This window comes from Arthrobacter sp. 2762, from assembly GCF_040548745.1.
GTDB lineage: Bacteria > Actinomycetota > Actinomycetes > Actinomycetales > Micrococcaceae > Arthrobacter.
The window spans coordinates 372,788-395,903 of sequence record NZ_JBEPSI010000003.1 but is presented as its reverse complement, the minus strand read 5'-3'; the positions used below and the strand labels follow the sequence as shown (position 1 = coordinate 395,903).

General features: G+C 61.9%; 18 protein-coding genes. 12 read left to right on the top strand and 6 right to left on the bottom strand.

Going from position 1 to position 23,116, the window contains the following annotated elements:
- Nucleotide 1: 1 nt before the first annotated feature.
- From ABIE18_RS08405 to rpsA, 3 genes are all read left to right on the top strand, one after another.
- A complete protein-coding gene (locus ABIE18_RS08405; RefSeq protein WP_499722225.1) occupies nucleotides 2-1,342 on the top strand; it encodes a GNAT family N-acetyltransferase in 1,341 nt (446 codons plus the stop codon).
- A 62-nt stretch (nucleotides 1,343-1,404) separates the two neighbouring features.
- A complete protein-coding gene (locus tag ABIE18_RS08400; RefSeq protein WP_499722223.1) occupies nucleotides 1,405-2,439 on the top strand; it encodes a polysaccharide deacetylase family protein in 1,035 nt (344 codons plus the stop codon).
- Nucleotides 2,440-2,644: 205 nt separating this feature from the next.
- Nucleotides 2,645-4,120, top strand: a complete 1,476-nt coding sequence (rpsA, locus tag ABIE18_RS08395) for a 30S ribosomal protein S1 (RefSeq protein WP_216925808.1) — start codon at nucleotides 2,645-2,647, stop codon at nucleotides 4,118-4,120.
- A 97-nt stretch (nucleotides 4,121-4,217) separates the two neighbouring features.
- Here the strand turns inward: rpsA and ABIE18_RS08390 are convergent, their stop codons facing one another.
- Together ABIE18_RS08390 and ABIE18_RS08385 are read right to left on the bottom strand one after the other, a co-directional pair.
- Nucleotides 4,218-4,739: a GNAT family N-acetyltransferase gene (locus ABIE18_RS08390; protein WP_499722221.1), complete on the bottom strand. Its 522-nt coding sequence runs from the start codon at nucleotides 4,737-4,739 to the stop codon at nucleotides 4,218-4,220.
- Nucleotides 4,729-5,415 carry an IMPACT family protein gene (locus tag ABIE18_RS08385; protein WP_499722220.1) on the bottom strand — a complete coding sequence of 229 codons (687 nt, stop codon included), beginning with the start codon at nucleotides 5,413-5,415 and terminating at the stop codon, nucleotides 4,729-4,731. Before ABIE18_RS08385 ends, ABIE18_RS08390 begins: the two co-directional genes overlap by 11 nt.
- Before the next feature lie 22 nt (nucleotides 5,416-5,437).
- Between ABIE18_RS08385 and coaE the strand changes: the two genes are divergently transcribed.
- The 4 genes from coaE to ABIE18_RS08365 all read left to right on the top strand — a co-directional run bounded on the left by coaE (nucleotide 5,438) and on the right by ABIE18_RS08365 (nucleotide 11,346).
- On the top strand, nucleotides 5,438-6,679 hold the full coding sequence (gene coaE, locus ABIE18_RS08380) for a dephospho-CoA kinase (protein WP_499722219.1): 1,242 nt from the start codon (nucleotides 5,438-5,440) through the stop codon (nucleotides 6,677-6,679).
- A 29-nt stretch (nucleotides 6,680-6,708) separates the two neighbouring features.
- The gene (gene uvrB, locus ABIE18_RS08375) at nucleotides 6,709-8,805 is read left to right on the top strand and encodes an excinuclease ABC subunit UvrB (protein ID WP_499722218.1); all 2,097 of its coding nucleotides are present in this window, start codon (nucleotides 6,709-6,711) and stop codon (nucleotides 8,803-8,805) included.
- Between the two features lie 166 nt (nucleotides 8,806-8,971).
- The gene (locus ABIE18_RS08370; RefSeq protein ID WP_223932894.1) at nucleotides 8,972-10,000 is read left to right on the top strand and encodes a TerC family protein; all 1,029 of its coding nucleotides are present in this window, start codon (nucleotides 8,972-8,974) and stop codon (nucleotides 9,998-10,000) included.
- Between the two features lie 29 nt (nucleotides 10,001-10,029).
- Nucleotides 10,030-11,346 (top strand): MFS transporter, encoded by a 1,317-nt coding sequence (locus tag ABIE18_RS08365; RefSeq protein ID WP_499722217.1) that lies wholly within the window; start codon nucleotides 10,030-10,032, stop codon nucleotides 11,344-11,346.
- Between the two features lie 29 nt (nucleotides 11,347-11,375).
- Here the strand turns inward: ABIE18_RS08365 and ABIE18_RS08360 are convergent, their stop codons facing one another.
- From ABIE18_RS08360 to ABIE18_RS08345, 4 genes are read right to left on the bottom strand one after another with little or no spacing between them, the layout of a single operon-like run.
- Complete coding sequence (locus ABIE18_RS08360) at nucleotides 11,376-12,725, bottom strand: alpha/beta fold hydrolase (protein WP_499722216.1); 1,350 nt, start codon at nucleotides 12,723-12,725, stop codon at nucleotides 11,376-11,378.
- Nucleotides 12,718-13,230, bottom strand: a complete 513-nt coding sequence (locus ABIE18_RS08355; protein WP_477515600.1) for a GNAT family N-acetyltransferase — start codon at nucleotides 13,228-13,230, stop codon at nucleotides 12,718-12,720. The genes ABIE18_RS08360 and ABIE18_RS08355 overlap by 8 nt, the downstream gene beginning before the upstream one ends.
- Nucleotides 13,231-13,259: 29 nt before the next feature.
- Nucleotides 13,260-14,642, bottom strand: a complete 1,383-nt coding sequence (locus ABIE18_RS08350; RefSeq protein ID WP_499722215.1) for a CoA transferase — start codon at nucleotides 14,640-14,642, stop codon at nucleotides 13,260-13,262.
- Nucleotides 14,643-14,698: 56 nt separating this feature from the next.
- The gene (locus tag ABIE18_RS08345; RefSeq protein ID WP_499722214.1) at nucleotides 14,699-17,233 is read right to left on the bottom strand and encodes a DEAD/DEAH box helicase; all 2,535 of its coding nucleotides are present in this window, start codon (nucleotides 17,231-17,233) and stop codon (nucleotides 14,699-14,701) included.
- A 70-nt stretch (nucleotides 17,234-17,303) separates the two neighbouring features.
- Here ABIE18_RS08345 and ABIE18_RS08340 point away from each other — a divergent pair, with 70 nt between their 5' ends.
- The 5 genes from ABIE18_RS08340 to ABIE18_RS08320 all read left to right on the top strand — a co-directional run bounded on the left by ABIE18_RS08340 (nucleotide 17,304) and on the right by ABIE18_RS08320 (nucleotide 23,097).
- On the top strand, nucleotides 17,304-18,083 hold the full coding sequence (locus ABIE18_RS08340) for a trans-aconitate 2-methyltransferase (RefSeq protein WP_499722213.1): 780 nt from the start codon (nucleotides 17,304-17,306) through the stop codon (nucleotides 18,081-18,083).
- A 157-nt stretch (nucleotides 18,084-18,240) separates the two neighbouring features.
- Nucleotides 18,241-18,621, top strand: a complete 381-nt coding sequence (locus ABIE18_RS08335) for a GntR family transcriptional regulator (protein WP_216925843.1) — start codon at nucleotides 18,241-18,243, stop codon at nucleotides 18,619-18,621.
- 65 nt (nucleotides 18,622-18,686) lie between these two features.
- Nucleotides 18,687-21,614 (top strand): excinuclease ABC subunit UvrA, encoded by a 2,928-nt coding sequence (gene uvrA / locus ABIE18_RS08330; protein WP_499722212.1) that lies wholly within the window; start codon nucleotides 18,687-18,689, stop codon nucleotides 21,612-21,614.
- A gap of 111 nt (nucleotides 21,615-21,725) precedes the next feature.
- Complete coding sequence (locus tag ABIE18_RS08325) at nucleotides 21,726-22,442, top strand: HAD hydrolase-like protein (protein ID WP_499722210.1); 717 nt, start codon at nucleotides 21,726-21,728, stop codon at nucleotides 22,440-22,442.
- Nucleotides 22,429-23,097, top strand: a complete 669-nt coding sequence (locus tag ABIE18_RS08320) for a lysophospholipid acyltransferase family protein (protein WP_309926194.1) — start codon at nucleotides 22,429-22,431, stop codon at nucleotides 23,095-23,097. The genes ABIE18_RS08325 and ABIE18_RS08320 overlap by 14 nt, the downstream gene beginning before the upstream one ends.
- Nucleotides 23,098-23,116 lie beyond the last annotated feature (19 nt).

Below are 23,116 nucleotides of genomic sequence, written 5' to 3'. Positions count from 1 at the left end.
CGTGGCTGATCCCAATGAAAGTTATTCCGAAACGAACTCCGCCGAGAAATATGCCGAAAAATACAGGGTTCAACAATTCCCTGCAGTAGCTGATCGTGAGGACCCTGCCTACTCCCGCTGTGCCGCATGGGTCCAGGCAGTCTCGCACGGCTTCCACCAGCACAGGCGCGACGACGACTACATCGCCAAGACCTTGGGGGCTTACCGCGCGGACCACCGCGAATTGACCGGGGTGTACATCAACGGTGACGTTCCCGAGCACGCTCTGGGTGCGGAGGTCCCGGTGGCCACGTACGGCACCATGCGCAAATCCCTGAACATCGGGTTTGGCAGGCAACTTGAATCAAACCTGGTGACCAACGTGACTGTCCGTGGAACGCACCGGCGCAAAGGGCTGCTCCGGGGCATGATCACCGCTGACCTTGCGGGCGCAAAGGACGATGGTCTCGCCATGGCAGCGCTCACCGCCTCAGAGGGTTCCATCTACGGCCGCTTCGGTTTTGGCGTGGCTACATTTGAACGCAGCATCAAGGTCGATACGGGACCCCGTTTCCGCCTTAGGGGGTTGGCAACAGGAACGGTAGAGGTGGCGGATCCGGCCGTGCTCCTTGACGTTGCGCCGCAGGTCTTCGGCCACGTCCAGCGGGCGACTCCTGGTTCAGTGGACCGCCAGGAGTACTATCGCTTGCTGGCTTCCGGAGCGATCGGTCATGACGGGAAGCCGGACACTGCTGTCAGAAGCGCCCTTCACTACAACGCCTCCGGGACCCCGGACGGCTACGTTTCCTATCGTTTCAAGGGCTGGGATGCCAAGCCCTACACCATGGAAATTGTGGACCTCGTTGCTGGTACCAATGCGGCTTATCTCGATCTCTGGCGCTTCCTTGGGAGCATCGATCTCATTGACCAGGTGACCTGGGCCGAGGCTCCCGTGGATGATCCGTTGACGTGGGCCCTGGAAGATCCCAGATGCATCGACTCCTCGGACGTGCGGGACATGTTGTGGCTACGGATCCTGGACGTTCCGGCTGCGCTGTCCGCCCGCCGGTACCCGGTTGCCGGAAAGCTCGTCATGAAAGTCTCGGATACTCTTGGTATGGCAGGTGGCACGTGGGCGTTGGAGTCCGACGGCGGTGCTGCCGCGGCCGTCACTGAGGCATCCGGCCAGGAACCCGATCTCTGCATGGATGTCGCCGATCTCGCGTCCATCTATCTTGGTGCTGTGTCCCCAGTGACGCTCACTGCTGCCGGGCGGATGAGTGAATGCAAGCCAGGTGCCGCGTTCGCAGCCCAGCAGCTTTTCGCTGTGGAACGGCCGGCGCACTGCCTCACCCACTTCTAGAAAAAGCTCCTGCAAGAAGCACCTTCACAAATAACTCCAATACTCAATAGACAAGGACATCCATGGGGGATTCCAAGCGGCGGCCGTTGGCCGGCCGGCGTTCAGTGCTGCTTGGAATGGCGGGGCTGGCAACTGCAGCCCTGGCGGCTTGCGCGGACAACGGGAGGACGGCGCTCCCGGACGCCGCTGGACCAGGGCAGCCGGCCCCTGTTATTCCACCAAACGGACCAGGAGCCGGCCCTGCCACGCCACCGCCCTCCATCGCCGCGCTGTCCAGCGAGCAGGCTGCTGCCGCCCTCGCGGCCAAACCCGGCGGCGGTGAGGGAGGCAGCGGCGACACAGGCGACCAGACTCCAGTGCCGCCGTCGAGCGCTTCCGCATCGCCAGCCGCAATCCCGGCCAAGCCGCAGATCCTGGCAGAATTTGGACCCTTGCGGCCGCAGGAGTGGGGGCTTCACGTTACGGGTGTGGTGAACAATTCTGCCTCCCGGCATGTGGCCCTCACGTTCGATGCCTGCGGCGGCCCCGGCGGAACCGGCTGTGACCACAAATTGCTGAAGTCCCTTCGCAGCCTCAACGTCCCGGCCACCCTTTTCATTAACAGCCGTTGGATTGCCGCGAACAGGTCACTTGCCGCGGAACTGGCCGCCGACCCCCTGTTCGAGCTCGCGAACCACGGCACACTCCACCTGCCCTTGTCAGTTAATGGCAAGTCCGCCTACGGCATTGCTGGAACGGCAAACCCGGCCGCAGTGTACGAGGAACTGATGGGCAACCAGGCCCTGATGCTTGAGTTGACCGGTGTTTCCCCGCGCTTCTTCCGGCCAGGAACGGCGTTCTACGACGAAGTCGCTGCAAGCATGACCCGCAGGCTCGGGATGCTGCCGGTCAACTTCACGGTAAACGGCGACGGCGGGGCCACCTTTGCTCCGGCTACCGTCGCCGGAGAACTGGCCAAGGCAGCGGCGGGAGACATCGTCATCTCGCACTTCAACAGGCCGGGCGCGGGAACCGCAGAGGGTTATGCGAGGGCTTTGCCTCGCTTGCTGGAGCGCGGGGTTACGTTCGCGCGCCTCGGGGAGGTCCTGCCTGTGTGAAGGCCTTCTCTGGTCCTGCCGGGGTCCTTTTGACCCTGCTTTGCAGATACGACTAGAATAAACGGGCGTGTACTACGTGCATGCGTCCATTTTGTATTAATCCACAAATCAGGATGACCCGGTATTTTGCCGTGTTCTGCCGTCCGGACCCGGGCGGCAGCGGTTTGCCTGACCGACACACTATCCACAACGGAGCCCCTACTACATGACCATCACCTCCACCGAGAAGCCCGGTACCCCCGTAGTCGCCATTAACGACATCGGTACCGCTGAGGACTTCCTCGCAGCTGTCGACGCCACCATCAAGTACTTCAACGACGGTGACCTCGTCGAAGGTACCGTCGTCAAGGTCGACCGCGACGAAGTCCTGCTCGACATCGGTTACAAGACCGAAGGTGTCATCCCTTCCCGCGAGCTTTCCATCAAGCACGACGTTGACCCCGGCGAAGTTGTTGCCGTTGGCGATCAGGTCGAAGCTTTGGTTCTCACCAAGGAAGACAAAGAAGGCCGTCTGATCCTCTCCAAGAAGCGTGCTCAGTACGAGCGCGCCTGGGGCGACATCGAGAAGGTCAAGGAAGAAGACGGCGTCGTTACCGGTACCGTCATCGAGGTTGTCAAGGGTGGCCTCATCCTGGACATCGGCCTGCGCGGCTTCCTGCCCGCATCCCTCGTCGAGATGCGTCGTGTCCGCGACCTCGCTCCGTACATCGGTCAGCAGATCGAAGCCAAGATCATCGAGCTGGACAAGAACCGCAACAACGTTGTGCTGTCCCGCCGTGCATGGCTCGAGCAGACCCAGTCCGAGGTCCGCTCCACGTTCCTCAACAAGCTGGAAAAGGGCCAGGTTCGTCCCGGCGTCGTTTCCTCCATCGTCAACTTCGGTGCATTCGTGGACCTTGGCGGCGTAGACGGCCTCGTTCACGTTTCCGAGCTGTCCTGGAAGCACATCGACCACCCGTCCGAGGTTGTCGAGGTTGGCCAGGAAGTCACCGTCGAGGTCCTCGAAGTGGATCTGGACCGCGAGCGTGTCTCCCTGTCGCTCAAGGCTACGCAGGAAGACCCGTGGCAGACCTTCGCCCGCACCCACGCCCTCGGCCAGGTTGTTCCGGGTAAGGTCACCAAGCTGGTTCCGTTCGGTGCGTTCGTTCGCGTCGAAGACGGCATCGAAGGCCTCGTTCACATCTCCGAGCTGGCTGTCCGCCACGTTGAGCTCGCCGAGCAGGTTGTCTCCGTTGGCGACGAACTGTTCGTCAAGGTCATCGACATCGACCTCGAGCGTCGTCGCATCTCCCTCTCCCTCAAGCAGGCTAACGAGGGCGTTGACGCTGACAGCACCGAGTTCGATCCCGCTCTGTACGGTATGGCCGCTGAGTACGACGAAGAGGGCAACTACAAGTACCCCGAGGGCTTCGACCCCGAGTCGAACGAATGGCTCGAAGGCTACGAGACCCAGCGCGCCGCCTGGGAGCAGCAGTACGCTGACGCCCAGACCCGTTGGGAAGCCCACAAGAAGCAGGTTGCACAGCACGCTGCTGACGACGCTGCCGCTGCAACGTCCGGTGAGAGCGATTCCGGCACCACCAGCTACTCCTCGGAGCCGGCTGCTGCTGAGTCCAACGCCGGCACCCTGGCGTCCGACGAAGCTCTCGCAGCACTGCGTGAGAAGCTGACCGGCAACTAATTCCGCCACCCCTCAGGGGATGCGCTGAATAGCCAAAGAAGGACCCCTGCCATGCGGCAGGGGTCCTTCTGCTTAAGCCAAGTGGAAAGAGCACCGGCTATCGGAGCGCCAGCCGCGCCTTTACCAAAGCCCCCTCGAACGCCAACTCGGCGCCGAGGGAAGACAGCAGGGATTGTGCAGCCTTGTTTCCTGGCGTCGTGCAGGCTTCAAGGACCGCGAAGCCACGGGCACGCGCTTCGTCTGCCACCAGCTGCAGGGCAAGCCGCCCAACACCTTGGCCGCGGAAGGGAGCGGCAAGCCATATACCGGTTTCTACGGCATCGGGTCCTACGGCATCAGGCCCGGACGACTTCAACCGGACCGAGCCCACCACCGTTCCGCCTGCCACAACAGCCCAGGTCTTCTCACGCGCAGGCCCTTCAAGTCCGGCCGCGGCCGCCCGGTGATAGGCGCGGAACCAGGCGATCCGCTCAGGGTTCCATCCCGGCGTTGTGCCCAGCGGCGGAGTGACCTCATCGGCGCTGGCATGCGACAGAGCCACGGCAAGCAATTCCTTGAGCATTTCCTCGTCAACGTGGGCCAGTGCCACCTGGGGATCCACCGTTGATTCAGGGCACATCGATCCACTCCGTTCCCTGCGGACTCAGTCTGCCCGTGCCTGCAGTGAGGGCCGCTACACGGGAATGCGCGTCCGCGATGGCGTCGCTGTTGTCCGCCAGCGCGACCCTGAGGACTGTGTGCTTGGCTTCATAACTGGTGTTCGCCATGACAAAGCCGGATCCGCGGAGTTCGTTCTCCAACCGTCCGGCATCCGCGTGCGGCACGTCGATGTCGCAAAGCCGCAGCCGCCGACGCTGCACCAGAGGTGCCAGTTCCAAAGCGGCAGATACCGATTCGGAATAGGCGCGGACCAGCCCGCCCGCGCCCAGGAGGATTCCACCGAAATAGCGGACGACGACGACGCTTACGTCGCTAAGGTCCGTCACCCCGGGCGCGGTCTCACGCTTGAGCAGTGCCTCCAGCATGGGAATACCCGCAGTGCCCGACGGTTCGCCGTCGTCACTGGAACGTTGAATCATCCTGTCCGGACCTACAACGAAAGCCGAACAGTGGTGCCGTGCGTCATGGAACTCGCGTCGCAGCGCAGCCACCAGGGTGCGTGCAGTATCTTCGTCGGGCGAGCGGCGGAGGACGGTGATGAAGCGTGAACGCCGGATCTCCAGTTCGTGTCGGAAATCCGGACCTTCAGCGAGCGTTGTGTAAGTGGTTGCACGGCTGTCATCCTCAATTTCCACCGCTTCAGTCTAGTGTGGAGGGGTGTTGAAAATCGGGCTGACGGGCGGCATCGCCTCGGGAAAATCGCTGGTGGCGGCCAGGCTGCAAGAGTTGGGCGCCCTGCTCATTGATGCTGACCTCATCGCCAGGCAGGTGGTGGAGCCTGGAACTCCGGGCCTTGCCCGTGTTGTGGAGGCTTTCGGGCCGGGGATCCTGGACCCTGAGGGGAAACTGGACCGTCCCGCCCTTGGCGCCATAGTTTTCCAGGATCCCTCGCGGCGGGAAGTACTCAATGGCATCATCCATCCGTTGGTCCGGGAGTCAGCAGCGAAAATCGTCGCCGAAGCCGCGGATGAGGACATTCTGGTCCAGGACATTCCCCTGTTGGTTGAGACAGGGCAGGGGAGTGCTTTCCACCTGGTCATTGTGGTGGACGCCCCCGATGAGGTGCGGATTCAACGGATGGTGGGTCTTCGCGGAATGAGCCTGGAGGACGCCCGTTCCCGAATGGCAGCCCAAGCCAGCCAGAAGGCAAGAAACGCTGCAGCGGACATCGTCCTGGAAAATTCCGGTAGCCGGGAGGAACTGCTCGCCACAGTGGATGCCTTGTGGTTCGGGCGATTGGTGCCTTTTGCAGACAATTGCCGGCGTGGAGTTCGTGCCCGGCGGACAAATGGTCCTGTCCTGTCCGCCTCGAGAACCGGCTGGGGCCTGGAAGCGGCCCGGCTCTCCTCGCGCATCCAGGCGGCAGCACCGGAGGACATCCTTGCCGTGGACCACATTGGGTCAACGTCCGTGCCCGGATTGGCCGCCAAGGATGTCATAGACCTTCAAGTGACTGTTGCCGACCTTGAGGTGGCGGATCGCATTGCACCGCGTCTGGCCACAGCAGGATACCCACGTGTTCCCGGCGTTTTCGCTGACACTCCGAAGCCGTCGGAACCTGATCCAGCCCAATGGCAAAAGCGCTTCCATGCCAACGCGGATCCGGGACGCCCGACGAACCTGCATGTGCGCGTTGCCGGCTCGCCCGGCTGGAGATACGCCCTGCTGTTCCGTGACTGGTTGAGGGCGGAACCTTCTGCCGTTGCCCTGTATGAGGGGCACAAGCGCCAACTTGCTGCACAGCATGCCACCGACCCCGGCACCGCTGGCTATGCCGATGCCAAAGAACCGTGGTTCACAGACATCGCCTGGCCGCTGATGGATGAGTGGGCCAACCGCACTGGCTGGCAACCGCCGTCGTATTCTTCCGTTGCAGCGGGACATAAATCCGGACAATAACTGTCGGGGTGCGGGGGTAGATTGGTGTCATGAGCCTTGCCCAGGAGATCAACCGTGTCGTCGCGCCCTTCGAAGTCGTCAGCGATTACAAGCCCGCCGGCGACCAGCCGGCTGCCATTGCGGAACTGACAGAACGCATCAACAACGGCGAGAAGGATGTTGTCCTTCTCGGCGCCACCGGTACGGGCAAGAGCGCCACCACAGCCTGGCTTATTGAGCAGGTGCAGCGTCCCACACTGGTCATGGTTCAAAACAAGACCCTGGCAGCCCAGCTGGCCAACGAGTTCAGGGAACTCCTGCCCAACAATGCAGTGGAGTACTTCGTCTCGTATTACGACTACTACCAGCCCGAAGCGTACGTACCCCAAACGGATACGTTCATCGAAAAAGACTCCTCGGTCAATGAGGAAGTCGAGCGACTTCGGCACTCGGCCACCAACGCGCTGCTGACCCGGCGCGACGTCATCGTAGTAGCCACAGTCTCCTGTATCTACGGCCTGGGAACACCCGAAGAGTACATCGCGGGCATGGTGACGCTCACCAAGGGCGCCGAAATGAACCGGGATCACCTCCTTCGCAAGTTCGTTTCCATGCAGTACGCGCGCAATGACATGGACTTCCACCGGGGCACCTTCCGCGTCCGTGGTGACACTGTAGAGATCATTCCCATGTACGAGGAACTCGCACTCAGAATCGAATTTTTCGGCGACGAAATCGAGAACATCTACACGCTGCATCCGGTCACCGGCGAGGTCATCCGCGAGGAAACCGAGATGTACGTCTTCCCGGCTTCGCACTACGTGGCCGGCCCGGAACGAATGGGCCGCGCGATCACAGCCATCGAAGACGAACTCGCCGAGCGCCTGAAGGTGCTGGAGAGCCAGAACAAGCTGGTGGAAGCCCAGCGCCTGCGGATGCGGACCACCTACGATCTCGAAATGATGCAGCAGATGGGTTTCTGCAACGGCATCGAGAATTACTCCCGGCACATTGACGGCCGTGCAGGCGGTACCGCACCACACTGCCTGTTGGACTACTTTCCTGACGACTTCCTCCTGGTCATCGACGAATCCCACGTCACCGTCCCACAGATTGGCGCCATGTACGAAGGGGACATGTCCCGCAAGCGCACACTGGTGGACCACGGCTTCCGGCTGCCCTCGGCCATGGACAACAGGCCTTTGAAGTGGGACGAGTTCCTTGAACGCATCGGCCAGACCGTTTACTTGTCGGCCACGCCCGGCAAGTACGAGCTCGGGAAGGCAGACGGCACTGTCCAGCAGATCATCCGGCCCACTGGACTCATCGATCCCGAGGTGATCGTGAAGCCCACCAAGGGCCAGATCGATGATCTCCTGGGCGAAATCCGCCAACGCACTGAACGGGATGAACGCGTCCTGGTAACCACCTTGACCAAGCGGATGGCCGAAGACCTCACGGACTACCTCCTTGGCCATGGCGTCAAAGTCCAGTACCTCCACTCCGACGTCGATACTCTTCGCCGGGTTGAGCTACTGCGTGAGCTGCGGATGGGAGTCTTTGACGTCCTGGTCGGCATCAACCTCCTGCGTGAAGGCCTGGACCTGCCTGAAGTCTCGCTGGTCAGCATCCTGGATGCGGACAAGGAAGGCTTCCTCCGTTCCTCTACGTCCCTCATCCAGACGATTGGCCGCGCCGCCCGAAACGTGTCCGGACAGGTCCGCATGTACGCGGACAGGATCACGGACTCCATGGCCCACGCCATCGAAGAAACCAACCGGCGCCGCGCCATCCAGGTCAAGTACAACACCGACAACGGCGTTGACCCCCAGCCCCTTCGGAAGAAGATCGCTGATATCACGGACCAGCTGGCACGCGAAGATGCCGATACCCAGGAGCTCCTGAACAACAACAGGCTTGCCAAGGGAGCCAAACGTACCTCGGGCAGCAAGGGTGCAGCCACCGTCCGGAAGGACGGGCTGGCCGCGGCTCCAGCGGAAGACCTGGTTGGCCTCATCGAACAACTCACGGAACAGATGCACGGCGCCGCTGCCGAGCTGCAGTTCGAGGTCGCCGCCCGAATCCGTGACGAAGTGGGGGAGTTGAAGCGGGAATTGCGTCAAATGCAGTCCGCAGGGCACGCCTAAGGTAAGGTTGTGGTCACGTAGGGGAGTATCCCAAGCGCTACGTCCGTCAGCACGCAAGGCACAGATGCCTCGCCGGACTTAGTGGGCCGCTGAATGTGCATTCACCGCACTGGCAGGCCGGAGAGACTTACACCGCTTTCCCGTACCCTGCGAAAGGCCCACATTAATGGAGCTTCCAATCTGGTTTGAGGTCGGCTCGTTCGTCGCCCTCGGTATCATCTTGCTCATCGACCTCCTCCTCGTGGTCAAGCGTCCCCACGAACCATCAATGAAGGAAGCCGGCCTCTGGGTCGCCTTCTACGTTGCCTTGGCCTTGGTCTTTGCCGGTGCCATGTTCTACTTCACCGGTCCCGAATACGGCAGCCAGTTCGTCGCCGGCTGGGTTACTGAATACAGCCTGAGCATCGACAACCTGTTCGTCTTCATCATCATCATGGCCCGCTTCTCCGTGCCCCGGAAATACCAGCAGGAAGTGCTGATGGTGGGCATCATCATCGCACTGGTCCTCCGCGGTATTTTCATCGCCTTGGGCGCGGTAGTCATCGAGCAGTTCAGCTGGATCTTCTACATCTTCGGCGCGTTCCTGCTGTGGACTGCCTGGAAGCAGGCCACGGATTCCGGTGAAGACGAAGAAGAAGGCGCCGAGAACCCGCTGGTTGCGCGGCTGCGCAAGGTCCTGCCGATGTCTGAAAAGTTCGACGGCGGCAAGCTGCGGACCACGGTAAACGGCAAGAAGGTCTTCACCCCGATGCTGATCGTCTTCGTGACCATCGGCATGACCGACCTCCTGTTCGCGGTGGACTCCATCCCCGCGATCTTCGGCCTGACCCAGAGCGCTTTCATCGTCTTCACAGCCAACATCTTCGCGCTCATGGGCCTGCGCCAGCTGTACTTCCTGCTCGGTGGACTGATGAGCCGCTTGATCTACTTGAAGCACGCCCTGTCGGTCATTCTTGCCTTCATTGGCGTCAAGCTCGTCCTGCACGCAATGCATGTCAACGAGCTTCCCTTCATCAACAACGGCCACCACATCGAGTGGGCCCCAGAGATTCCCACCTTCGTTTCGTTGGCGGTCATTATCGGCACGATCGTGGTAGCAGTCGTTGCCAGCTTGCTCAGCCCGGCGGCCCGCCAGTCCAAGCTGGACGCGCGGCTGGAAGAGGACGCGAAGAAGAGCTTGAGCGAAGCAGAGTAACCGGGCTGTGAAAGTTGTAGTCTCGTGAAGTGACTACCACTTCTACTACGGCGCTGGACCCCCAACGGGTTCAGCGCCGTACTGTTTTCCTGCTCAGCTCGGCCCAGCTCCTCAGCGGAATCGGCAATGGCGCCACGTTGTCCATTGGATCACTCCTGGCCGTGGATCTGTCCGGATCCGAGGCGTGGGCGGGATCGATCACTACTGTGCTGACCCTGGCGGCAGCCCTGTCCGCACTACCGCTGGCACGGCTTGCGGAAGCTCGGGGACGCCGGGTGGGCCTCGTCTCCGGCCTGGTGGCTGCCATGATCGGGGCGCTCCTGGTGATGGCATCCGTGGTGGGTGAGTCTTTCCCGCTGCTCCTGCTCGCTGCCGGTTTTCTCGGCCTTGGTACAGCCGCCAACCTTCAAGCGAGGTTCGCCGCCGTCGACCTCGCCCACGCTGAGCGCCGCGGCAGGTCATTGTCCACCGTTGTCTGGGCAATCACTGTTGGCGCCGTGGCCGGTCCAAACCTCATCCAGCCCGGTGCCGCAGTGGGGGCCGCGTTGGGCCTGCCGCCCATTGCCGGGCCTTTCGTCTTCTCAGCTGCAGGTCTGTTCCTGGCGGCGGTGCTGCTCTTTGCCGGTTTGCGGCCCGACCCGTTGCTGCTGGCCCGGCGGTTGGCCTCGGAGTCCGCACGCACGGGAACCCTCCCTGTCAGGGGCACTATCCGCTCCGGCCTTCAGGCTGTTCGTTCCTCGCCGCGGGCCATCCTTGCGCTTTCAGCCGTGGTCGCTGCCCACGGCGTCATGGTGGCCATAATGTCCATGACCCCCTTGCACCTACAGCAGCTGGTGGGCGGTTCACACGCCGGCCATCACGGCGGAACAACTGACAGCACCGACGCCCTGGTTGTCATTGGGCTGACCATTTCGCTGCACATCGCCGGCATGTTCGCTCTGTCCCCACTATGGGGTTGGCTGACTGACAAAGCCGGCCGCATCCAGACCATCGCCATGGGCCACGGGCTTCTGCTGGTGGCAGTGCTGATCGCTGGAATCGGCCAGCAAGAACCCGTGCTGGTCACCACTGGGCTGATCATCCTTGGCCTTGGATGGTCCGCCGCGACCATCGCAGGATCCACCCTCCTTGCGGAGAGCGTTGCCGAAGAACAGAGGGTAACCGTCCAAGGCGTTTCCGATACGCTCATGGGCGCGGCCGGTGCAACGGGTGGTGCTACGTCCGGACTTGTCCTCGCCTGGCTCGGCTACGAAGGGCTGAACATAGCCGCCGGCGTGCTGGCCGCCGTAATGCTGGCCTTAACGGCCGTCACCGCGGCCCGGGTGCGCCGTTCAATCCCCCTGTAGGACCAATCCCCGCGTAGGAACGCGTGGGGTTAGCGGGAACCCCGCACCAGCCCGAAGAGCCGCCCAAAGATACCTTCGCCGTCTTCCCCTATGCCGTCATGGTGGAAGTCGTCCGTGACCCAGGTTTGAAGCCCACGGACTGCCGCGGCGGTTTCCATTGAGAGGTCATGGTCCACGTAGATGTCGTCCTTGTAGACGGCGGCTGCTGCTGGAACCTTGTTGACCGCCAACTGCTGGTGGTCGTACAGGGGACACCAGTCCGACTTGGCAGCCAGCAAGGCGGCTACGTCGCGGAGCGGGATCAGTGCCGGATCCTGTTCGAAGTACCAGGGATAGACCATTTCTCCCGTGAGCAGGGGTGCCTCTGCTCCCGGCTTGAACTCCGGGAATTCTTCCAGCACGCGCCACGCTGCCCAGTCCGTGGCCTCGCCCTGCCCGTAGATCGATTCGTGGAGGACCGCGTACAAGGGATTCCCTGCGCGGCTCACGAGGCTCCGCACTTGCTCCAGGAACACCTCCGACAGGCGTTCACCCAAAGGTGTTTCGATGAAAGCGTCCTCGAGGAGGTAGTGCAGGGAGTCCACCCGTGTGTTGCCGCCAAGGAACGATCCCACCATCTGGAACCGCTCGGGCGTCAGCCGTTCTCCGCTGGCCAGGAATTCCTCATGCTGTTCGAGGTGGCGGACGATCCTGGTGACAGTTTCGCGGTCTTCCGGATACCAGGCGAAGTACTCCGCGTTCCGCTCCGCCACCCGCCGGAAAGTGGCACGGTACACGCGCTCGGCGGGGCCGTCCAGCGGAGCAAGTCCTCCAGTGATGAGGACCTCCCGCAGCCCTTTCGGGGCGAAGGACAAATAGGTCAACGCGCAGAATCCACCAAAGCTCTGGCCCAGCACTGACCATGGTCCGGAATCCAAGGCATGCCGGATGAACTCGGCGTCGGCCACGATCGAATCAGCCCGGAAATGCGTCAGGTAGTCAGCCTGGGCTGCGGCGTCACCGCGGAGCGCCAAGGACTGTCGCTCCACAGGTGTGGAAAGGCCCGTGCCGCGCTGGTCCAGCATCAGGATCCGAAAATCCTTGGCCGCTGCCTTCATCCAACCTGAAAGGGACGTGACGCGGTTCCCGCGCCCGCCAGGTCCTCCTTGGAGGAACAGCAACCATGGAAGTTTGGCGGCCTCCTCCTCTGAGTGATCGGTGGAGGAATACTCCCGTGCGAACACAGTGATCGTTTCGCCGGTGGTCTGGTCATCCATGGCGGATTTAGCCGAACCATGGTCCAGGGGGACCGTGAAGTAGTGCTCGGCGGTTCGGAGGCCTCGGAATTCGTGCCGGGCGCGGATGCGGTGAGCGTCGGCCAAGGCTCGCATTTCAGCCATGGGCAAGAGCCTTGTTACCGTTGCTGGCACCTGCCCCGAACGTTTCCAGCGCCTCGCCGGTCAGCCTGAACGTAGACCACTCCTCCATGGGGAAGGCGCCAAGGTTCTTATAGAACTTGATGGACGGTTCGTTCCAGTCCAGGACGCTCCATTCCACCCGGGCATAGCCACGTTCGACGGCGGTCGCGGCCAGGTGCTGCAGGAGCGCCTTGCCGTGGCCCTCGCCTCGCGCGTCCGGAACGACGTAGAGGTCTTCCAGGTAGATGCCGTGAACACCTTCCCACGTTGAGTAATTCAGGAACCACAGGGCAAAGCCCTGCACGGTACCAGCAGCATTACAGGCCATGCTCGCATACACCCGCGGGTTCTCTCCGAACAACGCCTCGGTCAGCAGCTCCGGGGTATTCCTGACGGCGTCGGGTTCCTTTTCGTAGATCGCAAGATCGTGGATCATGCGCAGTATTGTGGGAACGTCTTCAACGGTGGCAGGGCGGATTACACTCATGCTTCCGAGCTTACTAGGGGCCGGACCGCCTACCGCCAACCCAGTGCGGAGGAACCGTACGTGACAGGCGGTTCTTGATAAGCAATGGGAACACCATCCACCGTAATGGGCGGGCCGACGTACCGGAGTCGGCCGTACGGACTGTCTACCTCGTGGTAGTCGGGCGCCGGCAGCTCGACGTCAGTCCCGGTGCCCGTCGGAAGGAGAAGTAGCTCTTCCGCTGTCCGGACCAGCGAAAGCCGCGCCGTTCCGCCACGCCCCGTACCCAGTCGCTGGGTCAGCAAAGCGAACACTGCCGCCGCAAGGCCATAACCCGTGGCGTGATCCAGTGCCTGCACGGGCAGCGCGCCGGGCCTCCACCCGCCGTCGTCGAAATGGCCATATCGGTCAGCTATGCCGCATGCTGCCTGCACCAGGCTGTCAAAGCCACGTCGCCGCTGCCAGGGACCTCCGTGGCCCCATGCGCTCAAGGCCACTGCTACGAGATCGGCGCGGCGCAGCAGCAGCGCGTCAGGGGTCAATCCAAAACGATCCAGCCCGCCGTCGCGATACCCCATGACCACCACGTCTGCCGTCTCCAGGAGGCCCATGACCGCAGCCAGATCGTCCGGATTCCGGAAGTCTGCTTCGGCGCTGCGCTTGTCAAAGCCTGAGTCAATGAAGGCGTCCGTCAGCTCCGGAAGGTGCGCAGGGTCTATCCGGAGGACGTCCGCGCCCAGGGCGCCAAGGAGCCGGGTTGCCACGGGGCCGGCAATGACGCGGGTCAGGTCAAGGACTTTGAGACCTGCCAGAGGGCGGTCTGGAACCGCGGAAGGAACCCACGACGACGGGCGGCTTGGTTCCGTGGATGGTCCCAGGTGGCCGAAACTGATCCACGGCCCCTCACTGGCCGCTTCAAACATAGGAGCGGCTGCCCACTCTTCCCTGGTACGGACGGCGGCAGCTACGCCGTTGTTGCCAGTAATAAGGTCTTCGGCTTCCAAAGACGTCATGGCCAGTAATGCGCGGTCCACATCGGCAGGTTCGCTGGCCGAGACCGCCTCCATGAGCCGGGCGGCGTGGTGTGGATAGTTGGCGTGGAGGCGGATCCAACCATCAGCGGTTCTTCGGAAACCGGACAAGGGAGCGAACCCTTCAGGTTTCTGGCCACCTATCCGCAGGTGCCCCAGGGAATCGAACGCAGCGGCCGTGGGTCCGGCAGCCACCGAATACCTGAGCGCCGTTCCCGTCAAGGCGTTCAGGGCCGTAGCTGCAGCCCGCACCGCGCCCAAAGCCAGCCCTTCCACGTCCAGTGCAGGAACGCCACCTGCGGAGGCCCACCATCGACGCGATCCGGTCCAAGGAGCAGTAGGTTGTGCGCTCATTACCTCCAGCGCCCGCAAGCTGCCGCCGAGATCGGGGACGGATTCCATGGGAGGCCTCCTTCAGCCGGTTGACGTTGAGTCGGTTTTACCCTCAGCGGCTTGGCTTAGAGCCGGTTGACGTTCGTCACGCGAACCACAGCGGTGCCCGTCTCATCGGAGGCCTCGAGGTCCACTTCGGCGGAGATGCCCCAGTCGTGGTTTCCAGCGGGGTCATCGAAGATCTGGCGGACCCGCCACGTACCGGGTTCTTCGGTGATGATGAGCAATCCGGGGCCTCGGGCATCGGGTCCCGTGCCGATGTCATCGTGTTCATCGAAGTAGTCGTCCAGAACCTCTTCCCAGCGTTCGGCGTCCCAGCCGGCGTCGACGTCCAGCTCACCCAGGGCGGCAGAGTCTTCGTCCGCGAAGAGCTCCACCCTGCGGAACATTTCGTTCCGGACCATGACCCGGAAAGCCCTGATGTTCGTGGTTAAAAGCGGCGGCGGTGGCGGGGGAGCGTCATGCGGTGTTGGCATTAGCCCTGAGGTGAGCTCCTCCCACTCATCAAGGAGGCTGGAGTCCACTTGCCGGACAAGTTCACCCAGCCAGGCGATGAGGTCTTCAAGGTCCTCGCGCAGCAAGTCCTGGGGCACGGTCTGCCTGAGTGCACGGAATCCATCCGCCAAGTAGCGCAGGACGATGCCTTCGGAGCGGGCCAGGCCGTAGAACTGCACGAACTCTCCGAAGTTCATGGCACGTTCATACATGTCGCGGATGATTGATTTGGGCGCCAACTCGAAGTCGCCCACCCATGGGGCAGCCTTTCGGTACACCTCGAAGGCTTCACCGAGAATCTCCGCCAAGGGCATCGGGTACGTCACGTCGTCGAGCATGGCCATGCGCTGCTCATATTCGATGCCGTCAGCCTTCATGGCGGCAACCGCCTCGCCACGGGCCTTCTTCTGCTGCGCAGAGAGAATCTGGCGCGGCTTCTCCAACGTGGCCTCGATAACCGAGACAACGTCCAGCGCATACGACGGCGACTCTGGATCCAACAGTTCCAGCGCGGCAAGCGCAAACGGTGAAAGCGGCTGGTTGAGGGCGAAGTTGGCCTGCAAGTGGACCGTCAAGCGGACAGAACGGCCTTCGGATTGTTGTTCATCTTCCGGAATGCGTTCAACCACACCCGCGGCCAGCAGTTCGCGGTAGATGCCCAACGCCTTCTTCATGAGTTTCAACTGTGCCGGGCGGGTCTCGTGGTTTTCACTGAGCAAGCGCCGGGTCGCCTGGAAAGGATCTCCGGGGCGTTCCATAAGGTTAAGGAGCATCGCGTGGGTGACCGTAAAACTCGACGTCAGAGGCTCCGGAACCGACTCCACCAGCCGCTTGAAGGTTGATTCACCCCAGGAAACGAAACCTTCCGGTGGCTTCTTCTTGACCACTTGGCGAAGCTTCTTCTGGTCGTCGCCGAACTTTGCCGTGGCCTTTGCCATGGCCTTGGCATTCTCCACTACGTGATCCGGCGCCTGGACCACCACCGTGCCTGCGGTATCGTATCCTGCGCGACCAGCCCGGCCGGCAATCTGGTGGAACTCACGCGGGTTGAGCACCCGGGTGCGTACGCCGTCGTATTTGCTCAAGGCCGTCAACAGAACCGTGCGGATGGGCACGTTGATGCCTACGCCCAGGGTGTCAGTGCCGCAGATGACCTTCAGGAGCCCGGCTTGTGCCAGTTGCTCCACCAAGCGGCGGTACTTGGGCAGCATCCCGGCGTGATGCACGCCGATGCCATGGCGGACCAGCCGGTTCAGTGTCTTTCCGAAGCCCGCCGCGAACCGGAAGCCTGCGATGAGCTCTGCGATGCGGTCCTTTTCTGCCCGGCTGCACATATTGATGCTCATCAGGTTCTGGGCACGCTCAATCGCTTCTGCCTGGCTGAAGTGCACAACGTAGACGGGGACCTGCTTGGTGGAGAGCAACTCTTCCAGGGTCTCGTGAACCGGCGTGAGGTGATAGTAGTAATGCAGTGGAATCGGACGCTCCGCAGAGCTGACGGTAGTGGTGGGCCGCCCGGTGAGCTCAGTGAGGCCGGCTTCGAAACGGCTGACGTCGCCCAGCGTCGCGGACATGAGCAGGAACTGGGCCTGGGGGAGTTCAAGCAGGGGAACCTGCCAGGCCCATCCGCGCTGGGGATCGGAGTAGAAGTGGAATTCATCCATGATCACAGCGCCAAGTTCCGCGGAAGCTCCCTCGCGAAGGGCAATATTGGCCAGGATCTCGGCGGTGCAGCAAATAATGGGCGCATCCTGGTTTACGCCAGAGTCACCCGTAATCATGCCAACGTTTTCGGCACCGAAGATCTCGCAGAGCGCGAAGAACTTCTCCGAGACCAAAGCCTTGATGGGAGCGGTGTAGTAACTGCGTTGGCCACGGGCCATGGCCTCGAAGTGAGCTGCAATGGCCACCAGCGATTTACCCGAGCCCGTGGGCGTAGCCAGGATGACGTTGGCGCCGGAGGCGAGCTCCATGATGGCCTCGTCCTGAGCAGCGTACAACTGCAAGCCGCGGCCTTCTGTCCACTCAACGAACCGTGTATAGATCTCGTCCGGACCCAACGGGTTGGAGGGGGTGGAACCAGGGAGCTGCTCAAGAAGTTTCATTGGTTTCCAGCTTAGTGCCCGCACGGTTTAGGCTCGCCCCAGCACTGCTGCCAAACGAAAGGAGGCTTATATGAGGTGGGATCCGTCCAAGTATGTGGAGTTCGGCAATCACAGGGACAGGCCGTTCCATGACCTGGTGGCCAGGATCCAGGCTGAGTCGCCGCAGAAAGTGGTGGATCTTGGATGCGGCCCCGGTAACCTCACAGCCACGCTGGCTGTCCGCTGGCCTGATGCCCGCGTGGTCGGCCTCGATTCCTCCGGCGAAATGCTTGCGAAGGCAGCTGGACAGGCCCGGAAATCCGCCAACCTGGAATTCGAGCAGGCGGATATTGCTGACTGGCAGCCTGACCAGGAGACCGACGTCGTAGTAACCAATGCCGCGCTCCAGTGGGTTCCCGGGCACCAAGCCATGCTCGGTCACTGGCTAAGTGCACTTAAACCGGGTGCCTGGTTCGCCCTGCAAGTGCCGGGAAACTTCACATCCCCTTCGCACACGCTCATGAGGGAGCTCGCCGAGTCACCCAAATGGTCCTCCCGCCTCGGCGGCGTTCTTCGGCATGATGGCATTGTGGGCAGTCCAGCGGACTACCTGGGTATTATGCTCGACGCCGGCTGTGCAGCTGACGCTTGGGAAACCACCTACCAGCAGCTGCTGCCGGGCAAGGACCCGGTCCTTGAATGGGTGCGGGGCACGGGACTGCGGCCCGTACTGGCAGCGCTGTCTCCCGGCGACGCCGCCGACTTCGAGCAGGAATACTCTGCTTTGCTGGGCGAGGCGTATCCGGCCACAAGCCACGGGACGGTGTTCCCGTTCCGCCGCATCTTCGCGGTGGCCCGGAAAGACACATGAGGCGCCAGGACCTGTTGCCGGTCGTAGCAATTAAGTTTCCAGCCGTCGGTGGCTTGTACCCTTTCCGCGTCGCTGGTCTAATTCTCGGCATGGACCATGGACGCTTCATTCAGCAGCAAACGCCCGCATGGGTCCCGGCACCAGGCCGGTGTTCGCGATGACTGCCATGGACGGCTTTCCCGGGAACTGGCGCCCCAACACCAGCAGCGGAGTTGCCCTTTTCGAGCAGCTGAGGCTGCGCATCATCGAACTGGCAGACTCCGGGGTCCTCGCAGTTGGAGCGAAGCTCCCGCCGGTCCGCAACCTGGCGGGCGTGTTGGATGTTGCCCCACATACGGTGGCCCGCGCCTACAAGGAACTGGAGGCTGCTGGCGTCGTCGCTACGAGGGGACGCAACGGCACCATCGTGTGTGCCCGGGATGACCGCTGGGGCGCGCTTGCGGAAGTCGCCGCCCAGTATGCTGCTGCGGCCAAAGCCCAAGGAGCGTCCTTCGCGGAAGCTGTGCAGCTTCTTGCGGCCGCATATGACGCTGATTGATACCGATCAGTAGCATGTGAGGCACGACATGGAAATTCGAAGAAGTTTTCGATTAGCATTGGTAGGTGCCCAAAGCCTTAGCTGAAGATGCAGCCATCGATGCCCTGAAGAGCGCAGCCGTCGTTCCCGATACCAAGCCCACCAGGCCGGATCTGTCCCGGCTGGTAGTCAAAGGCGCACGGGAACACAACCTGCGCAATGTAGATCTTGACCTCCCCAGGGATGCGATGATCGTGTTCACGGGCCTTTCAGGTTCGGGCAAGTCCTCCTTGGCGTTCGATACGATCTTTGCCGAGGGACAGCGGCGGTACGTGGAATCGTTGTCCGCCTATGCCCGCCAGTTCCTGGGCCAGGTGGACAAGCCGGATGTGGACTTCATTGAGGGCCTGTCGCCGGCGGTGTCGATCGACCAGAAATCCACCAGCAAGAACCCTCGTTCCACCGTGGGCACCATCACGGAAATTTACGATTACATGCGTCTGCTCTGGGCGCGCGTAGGCCGTCCGCACTGCCCCGTGTGTGGCGAGCCCATCGCCCGGCAAACCCCGCAGCAGATCGTTGACCAGCTGTTGGAACTGGAAAAGGGCACACGATTCCAGGTTCTCGCTCCCGTGGTTCGCGGGCGCAAGGGCGAGTTCGTGGACCTCTTCAAGGAATTGACGGCCAAAGGCTATTCGCGCGCCCGGGTGGACGGCGAACTGGTCCAGCTCAGCGAGCCGCCCAAGCTTGGCAAGCAGTTTAAGCACACCATCGAGGTGGTAGTGGACCGCTTGGTGGTCAAGGAAGACATCAGCCAGCGGCTTACCGATTCCATTGAAACTGCCCTGGGCTTGGCAGAAGGCCGGGTGCTGATTGAATTCGTGGACCTTGAGGCCGGGGACCCCGCACGTATCCGTGCTTTCTCCGAGAACCTCGCATGCCCCAACGAGCACCCCCTGGCCATCGATGAAATCGAGCCACGCTCGTTCTCGTTCAACAACCCCTTTGGCGCCTGCTCAGCGTGCAGTGGCATTGGAACCAGGCTTGAAGTGGACGAGGAACTGATTGTTCCCAATCCGGAGCTTTCCCTGGGACAGGGCGCCATCGCTCCCTGGTCCCTGGGCACCGCCACCACCGAGTACTGGAACCGCCTTCTGGAGGGCCTGGCCCACGAACTCGGCTTCTCCATGGACACCTCCTGGGAAAAGCTCCCCAAGGATGTCCGGAACACCGTGCTGCACGGCAAGGACCACAAGGTTGTGGTCCAGTATCGGAACCGGTTCGGCCGGGAACGCAAGTACAGCACCGGCTTTGAGGGTGCCATTCAATATGTTCACCGCAAGCACGGCGAAACTGATTCGGATTGGGCGCGGGACAGGTACGAAGAGTACATGCGCCAGATTCCCTGCCCCGAGTGCAACGGTGCACGGCTCAACCCTGCCTCGCTGTCGGTATTGATCAATGGCAAGTCAATCGCTGAAGTTGCGGCCCTTCCCATGCGTGAATGCGCGTCGTTCCTGGGAAGCCTGACCCTGACCGACCGCGAGGCGCAGATTGCCCACCAGGTCCTGAAGGAAATCCAGGCCCGCTTGACGTTCCTTTTGGACGTGGGACTTGAATACCTGAACCTGGAACGTCCTTCCGGGACATTGTCCGGCGGTGAAGCCCAGCGCATCCGCCTTGCCACGCAAATTGGTTCCGGACTCGTGGGAGTCCTCTACGTCCTGGACGAGCCATCCATCGGCCTGCACCAACGCGATAACCGACGCTTGATCGAGACGCTGACCCGCCTGCGGGACCTCGGCAACACCCTGATCGTGGTGGAGCATGACGAGGACACCATCCATGAAGCGGACTGGGTGGTTGACATTGGACCCGGCGCCGGCGAGCACGGCGGACAAGTGGTGCATTCAGGTACGTACAAGGAGCTGCTGGAGAACAAGGAGTCCTTGACGGGCGACTACCTGTCCGGCCGCCGCAAGATCGATATCCCGGCCAAGCGCCGCAAGTATGACAAAAAACGTGAGTTGAAGGTTGTCGGTGCCAGGGAAAACAACCTGGACAATGTGGATGCCACGTTCCCCCTGGGGCTCTTTACGGCAGTGACGGGTGTCAGCGGTTCGGGCAAGTCCACGCTGGTGAACGAGATCCTTTACAAGGTCCTCGCCAACAAGCTCAATGGCGCCAAGCAGGTTGCCGGACGGCACCGGAGCGTGAATGGATTGGAGCACCTGGATAAGGTGGTCCACGTTGATCAGAGCCCCATCGGCCGCACACCGCGCTCCAACCCGGCAACGTACACAGGCGTCTTCGACAACATCCGGAAACTGTTTGCTGAAACCACTGAAGCAAAGGTCCGCGGTTACCAGCCCGGCCGCTTCTCGTTCAACGTCAAGGGCGGCCGCTGCGAAGCATGCTCCGGAGATGGCACGTTGAAGATCGAAATGAACTTCCTGCCCGACGTCTACGTTCCCTGTGAGGTGTGCCACGGCGCCCGTTACAACCGCGAAACCCTTGAAGTGCATTACAAGGGAAAGACAATCGCCGACGTCCTTAACATGCCCATCGAGGAAGGCGCTGAATTCTTTGCTGCCTTCACCCCCATCGCGCGGCATCTGAACACCTTGGTGGACGTGGGACTGGGCTATGTCAGGCTGGGCCAACCAGCCACAACCCTGTCCGGTGGTGAAGCGCAGCGCGTGAAGTTGGCCGCAGAACTCCAGAAGAGGTCCAACGGCCGCAGCATCTACGTTCTTGACGAACCCACTACCGGCCTGCACTTCGAGGACATCCGGAAGCTGCTCATGGTCCTCCAGGGGCTGGTGGACAAGGGCAACACCGTGATCACCATTGAGCACAACCTGGACGTCATCAAGTCCGCGGACTGGATTGTGGACCTCGGGCCGAATGGTGGTTCAGGTGGAGGCAAAATCGTCGCAACGGGCACACCGGAGCAGGTTGCCAAGTCCACTGACAGCCACACCGCAACGTTCCTTGCGGAAATTCTGCGCTAACAGCCCGAACTGCCTCGCCGGATGCCTAAAGAATATCCTCAGCACGGCAGAAGTATTCCGGTAGCGGCATGCGAGTTTCAGGCATGCCGCTACTCGTGAGAAACTAACCCGGTGACTCAAACAACGGTGCCCGTAATTTTCGATCTGGACGGCACCCTTGTCGATCCAGCCGGCGGTATCACAGGAGGAATATCCGCGGCCCTGCGCGAAATGGGCCTCCCGGTTCCGGAACAGGCCGTGCTGAACGCCATGGTTGGCCCCAAGCTCAGCGATGCACTCCTGCATTTAGCGAATGTCCCGGCGGAATTGGTCGATGAAACCATTTCCCGCTACCGGCGGCATTACAGGGAAACCGGTATTGGCCAGAGCAAGTTGTATCCGGGAATCTTCGACCTCCTTGAATTCTTTGCCGAAACAGGGCGGGCCGTCGCCGTTGCAACCCAGAAGCCCCAAGGTATTGCCCGGATTGTCCTTGAGCATCACGGTATTGCGGATTTCTTTGTGTCCATTAGGGGAGCTGCCGACGACGAATCGCTGGCGGCCAATTCCGCGTCCGGCAAGATCGAGATTGTTGGCGCAGCCTTGGCGGATCTCCACTCCAATCCTGCTGTGATGGTGGGAGACCGGCACCAGGACGTTGGCGGAGCAATGGCCAACGGCCTGGATTGCATTGGTGTCCGTTGGGGCTTCGCCTCAGACGGCGAGCTGGAGGAAGCCGGTGCGGTGGCCGTGGTCGGCACCGCCCTTGAGTTGCGAACCAAAATTGAAGAACTTGACGCTGTCCGTGCGGCGGCCCTGAGCGAGGTACAAAACGATGGCAGTCTTTGATGCGATCCGCTGGACTACGCGTGGACTGATCTCCACCACGTGCCGGCCCACGGTCATTGGACTGGAGAACGTGCCAACAGAAGGCCCGTTCATCGTGGCGCCGAACCATCTCTCTTTCCTGGACAGCGTGATTGTCCAGGCGCTCATGCCTCGTCCAGTGGCGTTCTTCGCCAAGGCGGAGTATTTCACCACCAAAGGCGTTAAGGGCGCTGTGATGAAGTCCTTCTTCGAAGCCGTCGGTTCCATCCCGGTGGAACGCGGTGAACAGGCAGCGAGCGTGCAGGCGCTGAAGACCCTGCTGGACATCCTGGAGTCCGGGAAGGGCATTGGAATCTACCCGGAGGGTACCCGGTCCCGCGACGGCATCCTGTATCGCGGCCGTACCGGCGTCGGTTGGTTGGCACTCACCACGGGCGCACCCGTAATTCCCGTGGGGCTGATAGGCACGGAGAAATTGCAGCCAGCGGACAAGAACGCCGTCCGTCCCCAGCACTTCACCATGAAGGTTGGCGAGCCGCTCTACTTCGACAAGACGGGCCCGGACCATTCCCTTCCTGCACGCCGCCAGGTGACGGACAAGATCATGGATGCCATCGCCGCCCTCAGTGGTCAGGAACGGTCCACAAGCTACAACCAAAGCAAGTCGGTGGACTGAGCGCTTGGCGCTGGCTGTC

Excerpts from the sequence above, each read along its gene's own strand:
- ABIE18_RS08400 (WP_499722223.1), top strand. The coding sequence starts at position 1,405 with ATGGGGGATTCCAAGCGGCGGCCGTTGGCCGGCCGGCGTTCAGTGCTG.
- rpsA (WP_216925808.1), top strand. The coding sequence starts at position 2,645 with ATGACCATCACCTCCACCGAGAAGCCCGGTACCCCCGTAGTCGCCATT.
- ABIE18_RS08390 (WP_499722221.1), bottom strand. The coding sequence starts at position 4,739 with ATGTGCCCTGAATCAACGGTGGATCCCCAGGTGGCACTGGCCCACGTT.
- uvrB (WP_499722218.1), top strand. The coding sequence starts at position 6,709 with ATGAGCCTTGCCCAGGAGATCAACCGTGTCGTCGCGCCCTTCGAAGTC.
- ABIE18_RS08370 (WP_223932894.1), top strand. The coding sequence starts at position 8,972 with ATGGAGCTTCCAATCTGGTTTGAGGTCGGCTCGTTCGTCGCCCTCGGT.
- ABIE18_RS08360 (WP_499722216.1), bottom strand. The coding sequence starts at position 12,725 with ATGGCTGAAATGCGAGCCTTGGCCGACGCTCACCGCATCCGCGCCCGG.
- ABIE18_RS08355 (WP_477515600.1), bottom strand. The coding sequence starts at position 13,230 with ATGAGTGTAATCCGCCCTGCCACCGTTGAAGACGTTCCCACAATACTG.
- ABIE18_RS08350 (WP_499722215.1), bottom strand. The coding sequence starts at position 14,642 with ATGGAATCCGTCCCCGATCTCGGCGGCAGCTTGCGGGCGCTGGAGGTA.
- ABIE18_RS08345 (WP_499722214.1), bottom strand. The coding sequence starts at position 17,233 with ATGAAACTTCTTGAGCAGCTCCCTGGTTCCACCCCCTCCAACCCGTTG.
- ABIE18_RS08340 (WP_499722213.1), top strand. The coding sequence starts at position 17,304 with ATGAGGTGGGATCCGTCCAAGTATGTGGAGTTCGGCAATCACAGGGAC.
- ABIE18_RS08335 (WP_216925843.1), top strand. The coding sequence starts at position 18,241 with ATGACTGCCATGGACGGCTTTCCCGGGAACTGGCGCCCCAACACCAGC.
- ABIE18_RS08320 (WP_309926194.1), top strand. The coding sequence starts at position 22,429 with ATGGCAGTCTTTGATGCGATCCGCTGGACTACGCGTGGACTGATCTCC.